This is a genomic window from Barnesiella sp. An22, from assembly GCF_963931395.1.
In the GTDB taxonomy this organism is placed as follows: Bacteria; Bacteroidota; Bacteroidia; order Bacteroidales; family Barnesiellaceae; genus Barnesiella; species Barnesiella merdigallinarum.
On the sequence record NZ_OZ007014.1, the window covers coordinates 1,047,054 to 1,066,353 of the forward strand.

Annotated in this window: 12 protein-coding genes; 6 read left to right on the top strand and 6 right to left on the bottom strand. The window is 54.3% G+C overall.

Going from position 1 to position 19,300, the window contains the following annotated elements; genetic code table 11:
* The first annotated feature begins 7 nt into the window (after positions 1-7).
* Together ABGT88_RS04275 and ABGT88_RS04280 are read left to right on the top strand one after the other, a co-directional pair.
* On the top strand, positions 8-1,366 hold the full coding sequence (locus ABGT88_RS04275; RefSeq protein ID WP_346700609.1) for a dipeptidase: 1,359 nt from the start codon (positions 8-10) through the stop codon (positions 1,364-1,366).
* Between the two features lie 2 nt (positions 1,367-1,368).
* Positions 1,369-2,301 (top strand): TIGR01212 family radical SAM protein, encoded by a 933-nt coding sequence (locus ABGT88_RS04280; protein ID WP_346702817.1) that lies wholly within the window; start codon positions 1,369-1,371, stop codon positions 2,299-2,301.
* Between the two features lie 12 nt (positions 2,302-2,313).
* Here ABGT88_RS04280 and ABGT88_RS04285 read toward each other — a convergent pair whose 3' ends face one another.
* Positions 2,314-4,065, bottom strand: coding sequence for a tetratricopeptide repeat protein (locus ABGT88_RS04285; RefSeq protein ID WP_346700611.1), 1,752 nt, complete (start codon positions 4,063-4,065; stop codon positions 2,314-2,316).
* 429 nt (positions 4,066-4,494) lie between these two features.
* Here ABGT88_RS04285 and ABGT88_RS04290 point away from each other — a divergent pair, with 429 nt between their 5' ends.
* Positions 4,495-8,193: a T9SS-dependent choice-of-anchor J family protein gene (locus tag ABGT88_RS04290; protein ID WP_346700613.1), complete on the top strand. Its 3,699-nt coding sequence runs from the start codon at positions 4,495-4,497 to the stop codon at positions 8,191-8,193.
* 72 nt (positions 8,194-8,265) lie between these two features.
* Positions 8,266-10,014, top strand: a complete 1,749-nt coding sequence (locus ABGT88_RS04295) for a choice-of-anchor J domain-containing protein (RefSeq protein WP_298663343.1) — start codon at positions 8,266-8,268, stop codon at positions 10,012-10,014.
* 153 nt (positions 10,015-10,167) lie between these two features.
* On the opposite strand, the gene queF is transcribed toward ABGT88_RS04295, so the two are convergent.
* The 3 genes from queF to ABGT88_RS04310 all read right to left on the bottom strand — a co-directional run bounded on the left by queF (position 10,168) and on the right by ABGT88_RS04310 (position 12,839).
* Positions 10,168-10,623, bottom strand: coding sequence for a preQ(1) synthase (gene queF, locus ABGT88_RS04300; protein ID WP_087408240.1), 456 nt, complete (start codon positions 10,621-10,623; stop codon positions 10,168-10,170).
* 9 nt (positions 10,624-10,632) lie between these two features.
* Entirely contained in the window at positions 10,633-11,316 is a 684-nt protein-coding gene (locus ABGT88_RS04305; RefSeq protein WP_346700615.1) for a queuosine precursor transporter, read from the bottom strand.
* 242 nt (positions 11,317-11,558) lie between these two features.
* A complete protein-coding gene (locus ABGT88_RS04310) occupies positions 11,559-12,839 on the bottom strand; it encodes a hemolysin family protein (RefSeq protein ID WP_087408238.1) in 1,281 nt (426 codons plus the stop codon).
* A 388-nt stretch (positions 12,840-13,227) separates the two neighbouring features.
* Between ABGT88_RS04310 and ABGT88_RS04315 the strand changes: the two genes are divergently transcribed.
* Positions 13,228-13,500: an HU family DNA-binding protein gene (locus ABGT88_RS04315; RefSeq protein ID WP_025278206.1), complete on the top strand. Its 273-nt coding sequence runs from the start codon at positions 13,228-13,230 to the stop codon at positions 13,498-13,500.
* A 350-nt stretch (positions 13,501-13,850) separates the two neighbouring features.
* Positions 13,851-15,425, top strand: coding sequence for an Rne/Rng family ribonuclease (locus tag ABGT88_RS04320; RefSeq protein ID WP_087408237.1), 1,575 nt, complete (start codon positions 13,851-13,853; stop codon positions 15,423-15,425).
* A 212-nt stretch (positions 15,426-15,637) separates the two neighbouring features.
* Here the strand turns inward: ABGT88_RS04320 and ABGT88_RS04325 are convergent, their stop codons facing one another.
* Entirely contained in the window at positions 15,638-18,106 is a 2,469-nt protein-coding gene (locus ABGT88_RS04325) for a bifunctional UDP-N-acetylmuramoyl-tripeptide:D-alanyl-D-alanine ligase/alanine racemase (protein WP_298663346.1), read from the bottom strand.
* Positions 18,103-19,092 (bottom strand): GSCFA domain-containing protein, encoded by a 990-nt coding sequence (locus ABGT88_RS04330; RefSeq protein WP_346700618.1) that lies wholly within the window; start codon positions 19,090-19,092, stop codon positions 18,103-18,105. Before ABGT88_RS04330 ends, ABGT88_RS04325 begins: the two co-directional genes overlap by 4 nt.
* Between the last annotated feature and the right edge of the window lie 208 nt (positions 19,093-19,300).

Below are 19,300 nucleotides of genomic sequence, written 5' to 3' on the forward strand. Positions count from 1 at the left end.
AACCGATATGGATACACGAAAGTATATAGCCGATCATCGCGATCGCTTCTTCGACGAGCTGTTTTCGTTGTTGCGCATCCCTTCGATAAGCGCTTTGCCCGAACATAAGGACGACATGCTGCGCTGCGCCGAGCGGTGGCGCGAGTTGCTGCTCGAAGCCGGTGCCGACCGGGCCGAGGTGATGCCTACGTCGGCCTCGCCGGTGGTCTTTGCCGAGAAGTTGGTCGACCCGTCTTATCCCACGGTGCTGGTCTATGCCCACTACGACGTGATGCCCGTCGAGCCGCTGGAGTTGTGGCACACCGAGCCTTTCGAGCCGGTCATCAAGGAGGGGCGCCTGTGGGGCCGTGGTGCCGACGACGACAAGGGGCAGGGGTTCATTCAGCTGAAGGCCTTCGAGATTGCCGTGCGCGAAGGGTTGCTGCGTTGCAACGTGAAGTTCCTGATCGAGGGTGGCGAAGAGATTGGCTCGCCCGGTGTCGAGGAGTTTTGCAAAACGCACCTCGACCTGTTGCGGTGCGACGTGATTCTGGTCTCCGACACCAGTATGGTGGGGCTCGAAACGCCGTCGATTACGACGGGGTTGCGCGGTCTGGCCTATTGGGAAATCGAGGTGACCGGTCCCAACCGCGACCTGCATTCGGGTATCTTCGGCGGTACGGTGGCCAACCCCATCAACGAGCTGTGCAAGATGCTGGCCGGGGTGGTCGACGGCAACGGGCGTATCGTTATCCCGCACTTCTACGACGATGTAGAGAATGTCTCGGCCGAGGAGCGGGCCATGCTGGGTGCCGTGCCTTACGACGAGACGAAATACAAGCAGGCCATCGATGTCGACGAGCTGGCCGGTGAGGTCGGATTCTCTCCGCTGGAGCGTACGGCCATTCGTCCCACGTTCGATATTTGCGGTATCTGGGGCGGCTATACGGGCGAGGGTGCCAAGACGGTGCTCCCCTCGAAAGCCTATGCCAAGGTGTCGTGCCGACTGGTGCCTCACCAGAACCACGAGAAGATTTCGCAGATGTTTATCGACTATATCGAGTCGGTGGCTCCCCGCAGCGTGAAGGTGAAGGTTACTCCCATGCACGGTGGCGAGAGTTATGTATGTCCCATCGACCTGCCGGCCTACAAGGCTGCCGAGCAGGGCTATACGCTGGCTTTCGGCAAACAGCCGCTGGCCGTGCGTCGCGGGGGCAGTATCCCCATTATCGCCACCTTCGAGAAGGTGCTGGGTGTGAAATCGGTCTTGATGGGCTTCGGTCTGGAGTCTGACGCTACCCACTCGCCCAACGAGAACTTCCTCATGGAGATGTACGAGAAGGGTATCGTGGCCGTGACCGAGTTTTATAACCGTTTCGGGCATTGAGGATGATGGAGCGGAAGCGCTATCGCGATTTTGCCGATTTCCTGGGCTCTCGCTTCGACGGCAAGGTGCAGAAAATCTCGTTGCATGCCGGCTTTACCTGCCCCAACCGCGACGGCACTATCGGGGTAGGGGGGTGCACCTATTGCAACAACCAGACTTTCAGCCCCGACTATTGCCATACGGGCAAGAGCATTACCTGCCAGATCGACGAGGGTATCGCCTTTTTTGCCTGTAAATATCCCGATATGCGCTATCTGGCCTATTTCCAGGCCTATACCAATACGTATGGAGAACTTGAGGAGCTGAAACGCAAGTACGAGGAGGCGCTGGTTCACCCCGGTGTGGTGGGCATTATCATCGGTACGCGCCCCGACTGCATGCCCGACGACCTGCTCGCCTATCTGGCCGAGCTGTCGCACCGCACCTTCGTGTTGGTGGAGTATGGGGTGGAGAGTACCTGCGACGAGACCCTGCGACGCATCAACCGCGGGCACGACTTTGCCGCCTCGGCCGATGCCATTCGTCGCACTGCGGCTGCCGGGGTGTTTGTGGGTGCCCACCTGATACTGGGCTTGCCGGGCGAGACCCGGGCACAGATGCTCGACCATGCCCGCCGCATGTCGCAGTTGCCTCTCGATACCCTCAAGCTGCATCAGTTGCAGCTCATCAGGCACACCCGCATGGCTCGCGAGTATGAGGAGCGGCCGCAGGATTTCCACCTCTATGCGGTCGACGAGTACATAGACCTGGCTATCGACTTTGCCGAACGGCTGTCGCCCCGCATCGCCATCGAGCGGTTTGTGTCGCAGTCGCCTGCCTCGCTGCTCATTGCCCCCAACTGGGGGCTCAAGAACCACGAGTTTACCGCCCGTCTGTTGCGTCGCATGCGCGAACGCGATACCTGGCAGGGACGCTTGTGCGAGGAGGGTGTGTGAATAGCCGCGAGATTAAAACCGGGTCAGGAATTTGACCAGGTCCTCTTTTTCGGAGAGTCCCAGCTTTTTGCGCAACCGGTTTCGGCCCGATTCGATGCTGCGCACCTCCTTGAAGGTGATGGCGGCAATCTCCTTGGTCGAGAGGCCCAGCCTCAGCAGGGCACAGAGGTGCTGGTCGTTGGTGGTCAAGTCGGGGTATTGAGCCGACAGCTTTTGGAAGAACGAGTCTTGTACGTTTTCAAATCGGTAGCGGAACTCCTCCCAGCTGCTTTGGGTGTTGTATTGATTGATTTTCGAGATAATCTCTTTGATGTGTTTCCGTTTTTCGGTCTCCTTGACATTGATTTCGAGTAGGAGTCTCTTCATCTCTTCGTTTAGTTTCTCGATGTAGTTTTCGTTCTGTACCGATTGAATCGAGAGCGAGGTCAGCTCTTTTTTCAGTTGCATCAACTGTTCGTCCTGGATGGCAATCTGCTCTTCCAACTGCTCCTTTTCGCCCTCTTTCTGTTGCAATTCGCTCTTGAACTGTTGGTGAGTCTTTTGTATCGAAGCCTCTTTGTCGGCTCGTTTGTGTGCCAAGTTGGTTCGGTAACGGAGCAGAACGACCACCATCACGGCGATAATGATTCCCAACAGCGTGTAGACGATAATATTTCTTTCTCGCGCCTGCTCGGCCGCCATTGCCTCTTGCCGGTTGCGCTCCTGATCGTTCAGATACATCTCTTCGATGTTGGAAAACAGAAACTTGCTCTCTATCTCGGAGAGAGAGTCTTTAATCGATACAGACTCGGAGAGGCAGTCGTATGCCCGGGCTAAATTGTTTTTTTCGGCATAGATTTTGGCAAACAGGTTCAGCAGGGGAACCAGTTCCTTGTCGTTGTGGCAAAGGTCGGCTTGTTGCTTTGCCTTTTGCAGGGCTTCCAGTGCCGCGTCGGTGCGGTTGAGGTGCAGGTATATTTGAGCCAACAGCCGGTAGGTATAGATGAGGAAGGGACTTTGCCCTTTCTGGCGCTGGTATTTCTCCACCTCTTGTATGATTTTCAGAGCCAGCAGCGGTTCGTTGCGATTGAGATAGATCGAGGCAATGCTCTGTTGCATGAGCATAATCATGTCTTTGTCCTTCTCGGCATCGAGCTGGTGTATGGCCAGGAAGGCGTATTCCAAGGCCTTGTCGTGATTTTGCTGTTTGGCGTAGGTGATAGCCAGGTTGTTGTAGTTGACAAACAGTTTCTGCTTGTCTTTATGAGCCTCGTTGAGTTGTATCGCCTTGTTGAAAAAGGTATCGGCTTGAGCATACTCTTTTTGATGCTGAAACGTGCTGCCCAGGTTGTTGTAGATGATGGCCGTCATATCGTCCATGCGATACTTTTTGGTCTCTTCGAGGGTGTTGAAGTAGATGTTGATGGCCGGGGTCGACATGCCCAACGACTGATAGGCCGAAGCCTGGATAAGAGCCAGATTGACGATGGCCTTCTCCTTGTCGAGCCCGTCGGAAAAGTTCTCCTGCAGGAAGCGCCGGGCCAGTTTGGTGTATTCGATGGTGGGGTTGTAAAGTCGGCTCTCACTGAGCTTGACCGCCATGTCGTACAAGGTGGCTATCGCAGTCGAGTCGGGGAGCGATGCCGTTTGCAACAGGTGTGTTGTTGAGTCGATATAGGCTTGGTTCTGAGAGGCATGGCTCTTGTCTTTGAGGTTTCCGACTGTATATATTTGTTGGGTCTCTTGGAGAAACTGTTTCAAGTTGGTCGAGTAATTTCGAGCCATGCCATATTGAACGGGAAAAACAAGAAATAGAACTCCGCATAAGACAATTTTCAGAAAAAGACGGTTTCGACAAGGCTCTCTCATGACCATAGCACTTTGAATGTGTATGACAAAGATACGAAATATTTATAATTTATTATTTTCATTGCTGTGTGGAAAATGAATTTTTATCGCCCTTGAACTCCATTATGCTTTTTTATTACGCGCGAATCTATTCTAAATGGATATATAAACAACTGATTATTATATAAATGCAGTATTGTGCCGTAGTGTTTTATCGAATCGAATTTAATTTGCAGTAGTTGGCTGGGGGGATAAAACTTTATGGTTTATCAGTTTTTGTCTTCATTTGTAAAAAGACCGACAGATTGGAGAATTTGTCACACTGATTACCTCTATTTGGTTTTTGTTTATTTAATGGTTGTTTTTATGAAAAAGAGTTTACTGATTGTTTTACTTGTGCTATTGAATGTAAACCTTGGGTTTGCCGAATTGCACGAGACTTTCGATGGTGGAACATTCCCTCCAGAGGGTTGGACAACGACTTGCATACCGAGTACGCTGAACGATTATCCTCGATGGAGTTCGACCGCAGATATCGATCCGTTTGTATTGGGATACACCACCGGCGGCTATGCTGCCTATTCCAAATCGGGAGGTTTCGGCGAAGGACTGGAGACCGACTCGTGGCTGGTGACCCCTCAAGTCGAAATCAAAGCGGGAGAGTATTTGCACTTCATGTTGGGTGCCAATTGGGCATCCGGTATTGAGTCCGAAGAGCGGGCGTTTGAGGTGCTTGTTTCCCAGTCCGATACGGCAAGAGTCAATTTTACCGATACCCTGATGTGCATCTCGCCGCAGAATTTATTGCCGTGGGGCGCCTATGTGTTCGACCTGTCGAAGTATGCCGGCAAGTCTATCTATGTGGCATTCCATGAAAGAGGTCACGGAGGATACTCTTTTGTTTCCAATTTGACCTATGTAGACGATGTGAACATCGATGGAAATCCGGGTGCCGACATGGCTATCTACGTGGTAGAGGGGTTGGGCACATCCTGCGATACGGAACACCCTGTCCAAGTCGAAGTTGTCAATACCGGTTTGTCGGTCACCTCGTATCGGCTGAACTATCGGGTAGGCGATGGCGACGTGGTTTCGGAGGTAGTGACGGAGCCGTTGCTTTCCGGCGAACATAAAACGTATCTCTTTGCCCTGAAAGCTCTGTGTGTAGAAAATGAGACGAGTGTGATAACGGCTTGGGTCGATGGTGTTTCGAACGACTTGAATGTCGAGAACGATACCCTTTCGACCGAGATTGAGGTGAGACCGTCGATTGAGTACCCGTATGAGATGAATACCGAGAATGCCACGACCGATTTCTCGAGTTCCAGTACACCCTCCATGCGATCGGCCTATTGGGCATACAGTGTCGAGAACGAAGGTTGGGTTTCGGTACCGTATAAAGGCAACACGGCGTTGTTGAGAAGCAACTGTATCTCGCTGCCGGCCGGGAGTGTGCGGGTCGAATTTGAATACATGTCGAGTCTCGACTTTACCATGTCGGTCAAGACCGGCTATTTCGTAAAGAAAGAGTATGTCGAGGTGGGTGTATCGGACAAGTTGCCGGCATCGGAAACCGAATTTGCCAAAGCGGCGATTGTCTGCTCGATCGAAGAGGCCGGATTGGTTTCGCTGGCTTTGCAGGCCAACACCGAGGCTCAGGTTGTCGTGAAGAATATCCAGATAAAAGACCCCTACGAAGATATTATCGCCGAGCGCATCACCTCGCCCAAGCTGTCGGCCAAGCTGGTCAACAACCAGGTGACGGTTGCGGCCCGGTTCAAGAATGGCGGCAAGATGGCACAAAGCCATATCCCGGTCTATTTCCAGGTCGACAACGGTGAAATCGTATCGGGCGAGATCGACCAGTTGGCTGCCAACGAAAGCAAGGAGTATGTATTTGAAACTACGTGCGACTGGAGCACCCCGGGCGAGAAGGTGGTGAAAGTATGGTCGGCCATGGCTGCCGATGGTGACTTGACGAATGATACCGTCTCTACCCGCGTGGAGGTATATACGGCGCGCCCCTTCCCGCACGATATGGGATTCAACGACGACTCGTCCGACGTGATTTACTGGTCGTCGTATAATCCCGACCAGGACGGGGTTTACTGGGAACCCGTATTGAATGCCACGAAAGGTTTGCCCAAAGAGGGGAGCGGTATAGGTTACATCGATTCTTTTGCAGGCATCACGCACAACGACTGGTACATCAGTCCGGCCATTGCGATGCCGCAGGGAAAAGCCCGCATTTCGTTCTACTATGCAACCGTCTACACGACGGGCGAAAGCTCACTGAAGGTCTATATGGGACGCAGCGACGACCCCGACGAGATGACCACGCTCTTGTGCTCGTATCCGCTGGATGTGGCCGGGCAATATCATTACGGGTATGCCAGTTTCGATATACCCGAGGCCGGCAATTACTATTTCGCTTTCTACAACGAAGGTACGGGCCGCAATGTGATTCTCGACGATGTGCGCATCGATGCGGCCGAGGATATAGCCATGACCTCGGTTTCGCTCGACTGCCAGAGCGGGTTCAACTTGAGCGAGGCAGCCGTGACCATGCGCTTTGTCAATGCGGGTGTTTCGCCTCAGGAGAATGTGAAGGTTTCGTATACGGTAAATAACAGCGAGACCGCCGTGTCGGAGCTGTTTGCCGGTCCGCTGGCTCCCGGCGATACGGCCGTCTATACCTTTACCCAGAAGGCCGATATTTCGGCTACGGGAAGCTACACCATTACCTGCTCGGCAAAGGGCTCGGCCGATACCGACAGCTACAACGATGCTCTGCCGAGTGCTACTTTGCAAAACTGGCCCAATGCTACCCTGCCGTATAAAGAGGATTTCGAAGATGCTACAACCGACCAGTACTGGAGCCTGCATTCGTCTACGTCGGCCACTCTGGTGATTGCTCATTCCCAGTGGGGCTCGGGTTCGGCCTACGATGGAATGGGATTGCTGGGATGCACCGATCAGATGAGTGCCGATGTCGATGCCTGGGCCCGGTCGCAGTGCATAGAGATTCCGGCCGGCGAATATGAGTTCTCGATGTTCTATCGTACGATGTTGAATCAACCCTCGTCGCCGGATAGCCCTCTGTCTTATGTACAGAGATTCAGAGTCTATTTGACGACCGACCCCGACGACATGTCTCAGGCCACGCTGCTGTATGACAACGACAGCGTAATCGTGAAAGACAAGTATTATGCCAAGCTGCTGGTACCGGTGACGGTGGCTGCCGACGGTAACTATTATATCGTCATCAACTGCTATTCGCCCAAGGGTAACGGTTGCCTCTATCTCGACGATATTGAACTGAAGCCGACCTCTGAGGCCCAGACGACCCTCCCGTACAGTTCCGACTTCCTGACACACGAAGATGAGTGGTACCACTACAGCCCGGCCTCCAACATCGAGCAGTGGTCGGCCCAGACCGAGGGCGACGAGACCTTCATGGAGTCGATGTATATCTGGTACGACTACGACGTGGAGTCGAATGCGCTGCCGGGTCTGCTGGTGGCTCCCTCGGTGGCCTTGTCGGCCGGCGATTCGGTGAAGGTGACGATGGATTACATGATCATGATCGACGACCCCTCGAGCAACCACGGGCAGAACCTGAAGATCTACATGGCCGACAAAGATACCCCCGACTCCTATACCACGCTGGTGGCTGAGGGCGATGTGATAGACGAACGCAGCGAGGTATCGGGTACGGTTTGTATTCCTCACGACGGCATCTACTATTTTGGTGTGAAGGCCGATTGCCCGCCGGAGTTCTCGGCTACCCTGATGCGCATCTACGCCTTCGATATGGAGCGCACTCATACCGTATCGGGTGTGGAGGATGTGAACAACGATGCAGCCTCGTTCTTCTTCGATGGCGAGCGGCTTCACATCGTGGGCGACTATACGGAGGTGGCGCTCTACGACTGTCGGGGTGTTGCGATGGGTACCTATCGCGACGAGTCGATTATCGATTTGAGCAGCCTCTCGTCCGGAGTCTATATTGTCCGACTGCTTACCGGCAACCGGGTAATTTCGGGAAAGATACTTGTTCCATAATTTCAGATAACTAAGCAAGAGAGGGGTATGCTCTCACAGGCATGCCCCTCTCGTATTTAATTGGATTTTCGCATGAATAAGTTTTGTTTTGCAGGGCTCGCCATGGCGTTGAGCCTGGGAGTTTCGGCACAACCGATGTATGAGTTGCCCCGGATAAACACGTTGCTCCGGGAGCGTCCGTTGGATTCGAAAGTCATCTGTTATTCGACGGCGGGTGCCACCCTGCCGTATACCGAGAATTTCGACACCCCCGATGTGTCGACCGCTTTGCCCGCGGGCTGGAGCGTATCCGACGCGAGTGCTACCGCGGCGTTCACCATACAGGTAAATGCGTTGAGCGGAATTACGGCACACTCGGGCAAGTATTATCTGGTTTCGGGTCCCGACAGTCGCGGGAATGCCCGGGATGCCTGGGCCTTTTCGCCGGCCTTGAGTCTGGAGGCGGGCAAGCCGTATTATATTGCCTTGTATTGTTTTGCCCCCGGTTACCAAGGCGTGGCCGACCAGTTTGAGATTACGGTGGGCTCCGAGGCTTCGGCAGCCGCGCAGACGCAGCGCCTGGTCGACCGCACCGGCGAGCAGGCCGAGATATGTACCGAGTGGACCAAGGTAGAAGGGGTATTTACCCCCGAGACGGCGGGCGAGTATTACTTTGCCATACACCATTGTACCCCGGCCTGGACGCAGGGCAATGCGGTCGGCTTCGATGACTTTACGGTATCGAGTGAACCTCTCGTGGAGTTGCCGTCGGTCGAAGCCTACTATACGGGCGGCCTCTGGTCGTTTACGGCCGATACGGTCTATGTGGGCGATTCGGAGCCGTTGAACTACGGGGCTACCGGGCAGAACGTCGATTCGTACAGCTGGGAGTTCGGTACCGATGCCACTCCCGCGTCGGTACAGGCAGCCTCGGCCTCGGTCGTGTATGTCACCGATGGGGTGAAACAGGGTGTAGTGACAGCCACCAATGAGAACGGGACGGCCAGCGATACGCTGGAGACCGGGGTCGTGCACCTGTCGCCTGCCGTGATGGACTATGTGTGCAACCGTCGGAAATCGGACGAGCTGACGACCTATCAGGTGAGCGAGTATGGTTTCATGCTGGGCTTGAACTCGAATTACACGACGATTGCCGAGAAGTTTACCCTCCCCGACAATGCCCGGGGCGAGGTCGACGAGGTGGTCATCTATACCTACCTCTATGCTCTGGATGCCGCGAACCAGGAGAAGAGTTTGATTTTGAGTATCTATGACGAGGGTCCCGACGGACTGCCGGGCGAAGCTGTCGCTTCGTTCTCGGGGCGCCTGGGCGAACTCTTCGGAAGTGAAAACTCGGTGGGCCAGTTCTGTACGGCATTCTTCCCGGCCGTAGAGGTGACGGGCAGTTTCTTCGTGGTGCTGGAATTCCCCGAGATTACACCCGATGCCGACAATATGCTCGGGTTGGTTTCGACGAAGAGCCGTACCCAAGACGACTGCACGGCTTATGCCAACTATCAGGGCCGCTGGTATGCGATGAACAGCCTCTATGGCGGCGCCAATCTGTCGTCGATGATTTCGCCCCGCTATCGGTTTGTAGCGGTTTCGGCGGTTCAGAATGTCGCAAACGACTCGGCCCTCTCGCTGAGTATGACGGGCGAGACACTGTATATACGGGGAACCGTTGCCGGTGACCTCTATCGCGTGTTCGACCTGTCGGGCCGTATGGTGGCCACCGGTGCTACGGATGAGGCCGAAACGGTCGTATCGCTGTCGGGCCTTTCGAGTGGCGTCTATGTGGTTTGTATTGGCGGTAGGCCTGTGGGGAAGATGGTGAGATAGTATTTTTTTGACGACCAGTTGCTGTCCTGGAGAGCAGGAGGACAACCGGTCAAATTTCATAACGTGTGGGCCCTGTCGGAGCTGTAAAGGCAACCGATAGGGCTTACACGTGTATACAGGGTAGGGACTCCCGACCAGGCGGGAGGTCTTGTGTTACTGGTGGTTTTGCAACCGTTGGCGAGCCATCTGCTCATACTCGGTGCCGGGGCGTCCGTAGTTGCAGTAGGGGTAGATGCTGATACCGCCGCGGGGGGTGAAGAAGCCGGTTACCTCGATGTATTTGGGCTCCATGAGGCGGATGAGGTCTTTCATGATGATGTTGACGCAATCTTCGTGAAAGGCTCCGTGGTTGCGGAAACTGAAGAGGTAGAGCTTGAGGCTCTTGCTCTCGACCATACGCTCGCCGGGAATGTAGTCGATCTGTATGGTGGCGAAGTCGGGCTGTCCGGTGATGGGACAGAGGCTGGTAAACTCGGGGCAGTTGAAGCGCACCCAGTAGTCGTTTTCGGGGTGTTTGTTGGTGAAGGTTTCCAACACCTCGGGGGCATAGTCTTGCCGATAGGTAGTCTTATGCCCCAGCAAAGTAAGTTGAGGTTCTTTCGATTCCATAAGATTGAATTATTGTAAATCTTTTATCTTGAAGATGTTGTACGATACCTGACGGTCGTACACGTCGCTGCCGTCGATGCGCTTGACCAGGCGCACCACCCGTACGGTCACGGGCAGGATGATGATTTCGTAGGCGGTCTTGAGGCAGGCCTGGGTGACGATGAGCACGGCCAGCTCCTTGACCGGGACTACCCCGCCGAAGGCGATGGGGAAGAAGAGCAGCGAGTCGGCGCTCTCGCCTACGACGGTCGAGGCGATGGCCCGCAGCGAGAAGTGTTTGCCTCCGCTCGAGATTTTCATCCTGCTCATCACATAGGCGTTGAGGAACGAGCCGGCCAGGAATGCGATGAAGCTGGCCAGCAGGATGCGTGGGGTGGACGAGAAGGTGGCCACGAAGGCATTCTGGCCTTCCCAGAAGGGGGCGGCGGGCAGGACGATGGCCAGCTGGATGAAGATGACCGCCAGCAGATTCATGAGGAAGCCCATCCAGATGATGAGCCGCGCCTTGCGGTAACCCCACACTTCGGCGATGCAGTCGTTGATGATGTAGGAGATGGGGAAGACGATGAGTCCGGCGGTTGCGGTGATGCCTCCGAGCGAAACCATTTTCACCTCGAGCAGGTTGGAGCAGATGAGGCACACACAAAATACGATGCCCATCACGAGAAAGGGCAGAGATACGGTACGGTTCATAGGTCTTGTTTTTTACGTGGTGTTCAAGCACACGGGAGGCGCACGCAGGTCCGCCTCACAGGTTCTGCAAAAATTTCGGCTGCAAAGGTACGACTTTTTTGCACATTCGCAAACCGGTTTGTCGGGAGGGGTAGCGAGGATGTGTTGTCGGTCGGGTGCCCCCCGGATACGACACGAGGGGCGAATCCCGGTGTGAGGCCGCGGTTCACCCCTCGGTTGTGGGTATGGCGATTGTGATTCGGTTACTCTTCGGGCTTGGGCTCTTCGTGTTTGTGTACCAGTACCTTGTCGATGCGTGCCCCGTCCATGTCGACAATCTCGAACGAGAAGCAGAGCCACTCGATTTTTTCGCCCTCGGTGGGGATGTGCTGGAGCAGGTCGAGGATGAGGCCGCTCAGGGTGTTGTAGTTGAACTCCTGGTAGCGGTCGGTCATGTCGTAGTGGTCGAGGAAGTCGTAGAACGAGCACTGTCCGTCGATAAGGCACGAGCCGTCTTCGCGGGTGACGATGTCGGCCGAAGGTCCGGCCGAGGCCGAGCCCACCAGGGCCCCCAGAATGTCGCTGATGGTGACGATACCCTCGATGCTGCCGAACTCGTCGGTCACCAGACCGTAACGGTGGTTCTCGTTGCGCAGCCGTTCCATGGCAGTATATACGCTCATGTTCTCGGGCAAGAAGTAGGGAGTCTCGGCCGCCTCCCTGATGTTGAAGGTGGGGTCGTCGATTTTGGCAAAGAGTTCCTTCAGCGACACGATGCCGATGATGTCGTCGAGGCTGTCCTCACAGAGGGGGTAGACGGCGTGCAGGTCGTGGATGATTTTCGACTTGAGGGTGGCGTTGTCGTCCTGTATGTCGAGGCAGACGAGGTCGCTGCGGTGGGTCATGATCGACGAGATGTTACGGTCGCCCAGGTTGAATACCCGTTCGACAATATCCTGCTCGACCTCCTGCACGCTGCCGTCCTCGGTACCTTCGCGCACGATGGCTTTGATTTCGTCTTCGGTGATAGCCTCCTTCTGTGACGAGAGACCCAGAAACTTGCATACCCCTGCCGTACTCTTGGTGAGTACCCATACGAAAGGAGCGGCAATGAGCGAGAGCCACGACATGGGTCGCGATACGATTTTGGCAACCCGCTCGGCTGCAACCATACCGATGCGCTTGGGCACCAGCTCGCCGATGATGAGGGTGAGGTAGGTAACGGCTATGACGATAATCGCTTTGGAGACAACCAGCGCATAGGGGGCCAGCACCGGGCTTTGAGCCAATACGCCGGCCAGGTCTTGGGCCAGAGCATCGCCCGAGTAGAGACCGGTGAGGATACCGATGAGGGTGATGCCTATTTGTACGGTGGAGAGGAATCGGTCGGGGTCTTGCGAGAGTTTCAGGGCTGACTGTGCGGCCTTGCTCCCCTTTTTGGCACTGTTTTCGAGTTTGACTTTTCGGGCCGAAACCAAGGCGATTTCGGACATAGAGAGCACTCCGTTACAAAGAATGAGGAGTACTATGATAAAGATTTCCATGTGAGAATTAAAAAATTACAGGTCGAAGATACAAAATATATATGGGAATGCGGCAGGAATATGAGGGTAGGAATTTATTTTTAATTTTATTTAGTTAAATTGGCTATTTCTGTCTCCCTGTTGATTCTCCGAAGGCAGCTTCGCAGCGGTTGCCGCAACCTCTGATGAGTGAAAAACAGCAGATTCGAAAGAATTAAATGGTAAACGATGAAGCGAAAATGAAAAATAAGTGCGATATTTGCACCACTAAACCGGAGAGGCTCCCTCAAGAAGTGTTTATTTGAGAAAAAAAGAGGCTTTTGCTTTTTTAGATGGGCAAAAAGCTATATATTTGCAGTCCAAAAAATTAAAAACAATATATTAGTACATAATTATAATTTATACAAAAATGACAAAGGCTGACATCGTAAACGAAATTTCTAAAAACACAGGTATCGAAAAAGCTGTGGTTCTTGAAACCGTTGAAAAATTTATGGAAACCGTAAAAGGTTCTTTGGCAAAGGGTGAAAACGTATATCTGAGAGGCTTCGGCAGCTTCATCGTAAAGAAAAGAGCCCAAAAGACAGCTCGCAATATTTCCAAAAATACGACGATCATCATCCCGGCTCACAACATCCCCGCTTTCAAGCCTGCTAAAACATTCATGGGCGAGGTAAAATAAAGCACGACACAAACACAATTAAATACTAATCTTTAAAACATATCGTTATGCCGAGTGGAAAGAAAAGAAAAGGCCACAAGATGGCTACTCACAAACGCAAAAAAAGATTGAGAAAAAACAGACATAAGAAGAAATAATGTCTGTCTGCTCTCAATGAATGACAGCACATAAAGAACAAATTTGATGCGTTTCGTTTCGAGGAGGCATTGGATTTGTTCTTTCTGCTTTATCGGCCCCGTTCGTCGTATGTGCGAAAGGGGCTTGTTGAAATTTTTTGGGCGGAAAGACCGGGCGGTTTGCAAACTGCCGGTACCCCCGCCGAACTAACAGTAATCTATAAATCACAAATTATGACCAGCGAACTTGTAGTAGATGTACAACCCAAAGAGATTTCTATTGCACTGCTCGAGAACAAACGGTTGGTCGAGCTCCAGAAGGAGGCTCGGAACATATCGTTTTCGGTGGGCGACATCTATTTGGGTCGGGTCAAGAAGCTGATGCCGGGACTCAACGCTGCGTTTGTCGATGTAGGTTACGAAAAGGATGCTTTCCTGCACTATCTCGATTTGGGTACTCAATTCAACTCGAGTGCCAAGTTCTTGAAACAGTCGCTTGCCGACCGCAAGCGGGTGTTGTCGCTCCCCAAGTTCAATCTGCTGCCCGATATTGAAAAGGACGGCACGATAAACGATGCCTTGAAGGTGGGCCAGGAGGTTCTGGTACAGATTGCCAAGGAACCTATTTCGTCGAAGGGCCCGCGATTGACGGCCGAAATCTCCTTTGCGGGCCGCTTTCTGGTGCTGATTCCTTTCTCGGACAAGGTTTCGGTATCGCAAAAAATCAAGTCGAACGAGGAGAAGCTGCGCCTGCGCCAGTTGATACAGAGCATCAAGCCCCGCAACTTCGGGGTGATTGTGCGCACGGTGGCCGAGGGCAAACGGGTGGCCGAGTTGAACAACGAGCTCAAGACTCTGGTGAAGTGTTGGGAAGATATGCTGGTGAAGTTGCAGAAGGCGCAACTCCCCTCGCTCGTCTACGAAGAGACCGGGCGTACCGTGGGGCTGCTGCGCGATATTTTCAGCCCTTCGTTCGAGAATATCTATGTGAATGACAAGGAGACCTACAAGCAGATTCACAACTATGTGAGTCTCATCGCTCCCGAACGCAAGGATATTGTCAAACTCTACGAGGGCGAATTACCGATTTTCGACAACTTTGCCATTACGAAACAAATTAAATCTTCGTTAGGAAAGACCGTATCTTTCAAAAGCGGAGCGTATGTAATCATCGAGCATACCGAGGCGTTGCACGTAATCGACGTGAACAGTGGCAACCGCTCCAAAGCCTCCTCCGACCAGGAGAGCAATGCCCTCGATGTAAACATGAACGCTGCCGAAGAAATTGCCCGGCAACTGCGGTTGCGCGATATGGGCGGAATTATCGTGATCGATTATATCGATATGGACGAGGCCGAGAATCGTCAGAAACTGTATGATCGCATGCGCGAACTGATGGCCAACGACCGTGCCCGTCACAATATCTTGCCCTTGAGCAAGTTCGGGTTGATGCAGATTACCCGCCAGCGGGTACGTCCGGCCCTCGATATCATTACCAGCGAAGATTGTCCGACTTGCCACGGCAAAGGCACTATTCCTCCCTCCTTGCTCTTTACCGATTTGTTGGAGTCGAAAATCCATTATTTGGTGTACAAGTTGAAAATCAGAAAATTCACTTTACACGTGCATCCTTTCGTAGCTGCTTACATCAATCAGGGAGTCTTCTCGCTGAAGATGAAATGGCGCTGCAAATATACCTTCCAGATGAAGGTGATACCCAATCAGTCGCTCGCTTATCTCGAATATAAGTTCTTCGATGCCGAGAAAAACGAGATTGACCTGAAAGAAGAGATTGAAATCAAGAAATGAGAGACCCGTTCGGGTCTCCCGGTTGTGAGAGGGCTCGCCTGACGGCGGGCTCTCTTTTTTTTTGTGCGGGAGGCAGGGCGGTTGGTTCTCTTGTTTGGGAGGGGCTATCTGTGCCGCGTAGGTGGATTTGGGCGGATATAAAGACAGCCCCGCAGGGGTGCTGCAGGGCTGTCGGGGGAAGGAGGGCCGGGGGAGTAGACGAACGGTCTCGTCTATTCCCGGTAATAAATGCGTTTGACACGGGTCGATACCGAGGTGAGTATCTCGTAGGGGATGGTTCCCAAGGTCTCGGCAATCTCGTCGACGGGCAACTGTTCGCCGAATATCTCTACCCGGTCGCCGGGCTGGCAGTCGATGTCGGTCACGTCGATCATGCACACATCCATGCAGATGTTGCCCACGATGGGGGCCCGTTTGCCGTTCACCACCACGCACCCTTTGCCGTTGCTCAGGTGACGGTCCAGTCCGTCGGCATAGCCGATGGGAATGGCGGCGATGCGTGAGTCGCGGGAGAGCACGCCTTTGCGGCCGTAGCCCACGGTTTCGCCGGCAGGCAGCGACTTGATTTGCAGAATGGTGGTCTTCAGGGTGCTCACGGTCTCCAGTCCGCAGGGCTCTGCAATGGGCGACACGCCGTAGAGGCCGATGCCCAGGCGCACCATGTCCATCTGGTACTCGGGGAACCGCAGGATACCGGCCGTGTTGAGTATGTGGCGCAGTATCTTGTGTTTGGAGTGCTGTTGCAGGTAGTCGGCACAGCGGGTGAAGGTGTCGATCTGCTGGTGCGAGAACTCGTCGAAGCGGGGTTCGTCGCTGCCGGCAAAGTGCGAGAATACCGAGCGGGCCAGCACTACGGTCTGGTCGTTGAGAATCTCGACTACGCGGGGCATGTCTTTCTCTTCGAAGCCGAGACGGTGCATGCCCGAGTCTATTTTGATGTGCACGGGATAGCCGGCCAGGCCCAGCTTTTCGCCCTCGGCAATGATGGCTTTCAGCAGTTCGAAGCTGTAAATCTCGGGTTCGAGGTAGTAGCTGAAGAGGGTTCGGAAGCTGCTCATCTCGGGGTTCATCACCAGAATAGGCATGGTGATGCCCGCCTTGCGCAGCTCGGCCCCTTCGTCGGCCACGGCCACGGCCAGGAAGTCGGCCCCGCGGTCTTGCAGGGTCTTGGCCAGTTCGTAGGAGCCGGCCCCGTAGCCGAAGGCTTTGACCATGCAGATAACCTTGGTCTCGGGGCGTAACTTCGATTTGAACAGGTTGTAGTTGTGTACGATGGCGTCGAGGTTCACCTCGAGAATGGTCTCGTGCTGTTTCAGCTCGAGGGTTTCGGAGATGAGTTCGAAGTGGAACTCACGGGCCCCCTTGATCAATATCAGCTCGTTGTGGAAGTCGGCCGGGTCGAGTTGCGCGAGGAAACTCTCGGTCGAGGGGTAGAACTCCTTCTTGAGGTTGAAGAGGTAGGCGTTATCCGAGATGACAGGGCCGATGCCGATGAGCCGCTCGATGCCCTTGTGCAGGACGATGTCGGCCACCTTGCGGTAGAGGCTGGCGGGGGGTAGCCCCGTCTGGTAGATGTCGGAGAGGATGAGGGTGCGGCGCATGCCCTTGGCGGCGGCGCGGCGGTTCTGGAAATCGAGGGCGATGGTGAGCGAGTTGATGTCGGAGTTGTAGCTGTCGTTGATGATGAGACAGTTGTTTATCCCCTCTTTCACCTCCATACGCATGGCCACCGGGGTAAGCCGGGCCATGCGCTCGGCAATGACTTCGGGCGGCCGGTTGAAGTAGAGCATCACGGCCAGGCAGTGTATGGCATTCTCGATCGAGGCATCCTCGACAAACGGTATCGTGAAGCTGCAATGGTATTGCAGGTAGGTATATTCGATTCGGGTCGAGTCGCTGCCCTTGGTAATCTTCGAGATGTAGAGCGGTTTGTCGCGGTCTTTGCGCGACCAGGCTATTTCGCGGCATCCGAAGCAGAGCTTCTCGACGCACTCGCCGATGAGCTCGTTGTCGCCGTCGTAGATGATGCAGTCGCAGGCTTTCAGCAGGATGAGCTTCTCGAGGCATTTCTGCTGTATGGTCTGGAACCCCTCCTGGTGAGCCTCGCCGATGTTGGTGATGAGACCCAGTGTGGGTTTGATAATCTCCTCGAGGTGTACCATTTCGTCGGGTTGGGAGATACCGGCCTCGAAGATAGCCATCTCGGTCTTGGGACCGATTTGCCATACCGAGAGGGGAACACCGATTTGCGAGTTGTAGCTGCGGGGCGAGCGCACGGTATTGTAGTCGGGCTGGAGCAGTTGGTAGAGCCACTCCTTGACCGTGGTCTTGCCGTTACTGCCCGTGACGCCTATCACCGGTATCTGGAAGCGGCGGCGGTGTGCGGCAGCCAGTTGTTGCAGGGCGTCGAGCGTGTCCTTTACGACGATGAAGTTGGCATCGTCCATCTCCTCTTCGCCGGGAATGGAATGTTCGACTACAAAGTCGCGAACTCCTTTGCGATAGAGGTCCTTGATGTAGCGATGGCCGTCGTTGCGTTCGGTCACGAGGGCGAAGAAGAGGGTCTCTTCGGGGAAGGTGAGCGACCGGCTGTCGGTGAGCAGGGCGGTGATGATATGATCCCGATAGTCCCGTTTCTGGGCTTTGACGATTGTGGCTATTTCGGTAGTCGTGTAGTTCATATCTGTTTGATTCTTGTTTTTAATTCTTCGATTTCATGGGAGATGTCGATGTAGGGATAGGCTTGATGGAAGCGTATGACCCGGTCGAGCGTCTTTTGCAGGAACGTGCGGTAGCCCTCGGTGTCGCCGGTGAGGGGGCGGTGGGCCAGAGCGGTGTATATCTTGTACCATTGTGTGGCTATCTCGCGGCTATCGGGGGTGAGGTACGACTCGGTGAGCACCTCGCTGATGTAGGCGATGGCCGAGGCCGAGGGGTGCGTCATGTCGGTGTCGTAGAAGCGGTAGTCGCGCAGGTCGTCCATGAGGATTTCGTAGGAGGGGAAGTAGTCGCAAATGCGGCTCTCGCGTTGCAGCCGGTCGATGGCCAGCAGCAGGGTAGCCTTGCTCAACTGGTTGCCGTGAGCTCCGTCGCTGAGGTGGCGTATGGGACTCACCGTGAAGAGCAGGCGGCATTGGGGCAGGGAGCTCTCGATGTAGCGCACGATGGGGAGCCAGCGGGCCACGATGTCGTCGACCGCGAGGAGTTCGCGCGTGAAGGTCGAGGCCGGTTGCTTGTGGCAGTTGGCCACTACCTGGCCGGTTGCGTTGAGCCGGTAGACGTAGGCGCTGCCCCAGGTAACGACGATGCGGTCGGTTGCCGGCAAACGGTCGTGTGCCGCAGCCAGGCGGCGGTTGATGTGTGCCAGTGCGCTGTCGCGGTCGGGGCTCGAGAAGCGGGAGTGGTGGTCGTAGCTGTGCCACAACCCGCCGGAGAGGAACAGGTCGTCGGCTGTGAAGGGTGCGCCCGAGACCATGCGCTCCCAGTTGCGGACAATAGACTCGGGATTGTACAGTGTGCCGAACGGGTTGATGTCGACATCGAATTTGCGCTGTTGCAACCACGCACCCATATTCTCGACAAAGCACGAACCCAGCAGCAACAGGTGTTGCCTGTGGTCCAGATAGCCGAGGTGTCGCGGCGGGTCGATGACGGTTCTGAAATTCATAACTCTCGCTCGATTTTTAATTTCAAAAATAGTTATTTTCTTACCGATATACACACTGTTTTAACATCTGAAAAAATAAAAAAATATAACATGGTGGTAAAATAACCACATTATTCTTGTAAAAATACCAAAATTGAATTATATTTGCACTACCTGTTTTGCCGGGTGCGTGTGAAGCGCCCCCGTTTGTAGCTCTTCCTGCAATATA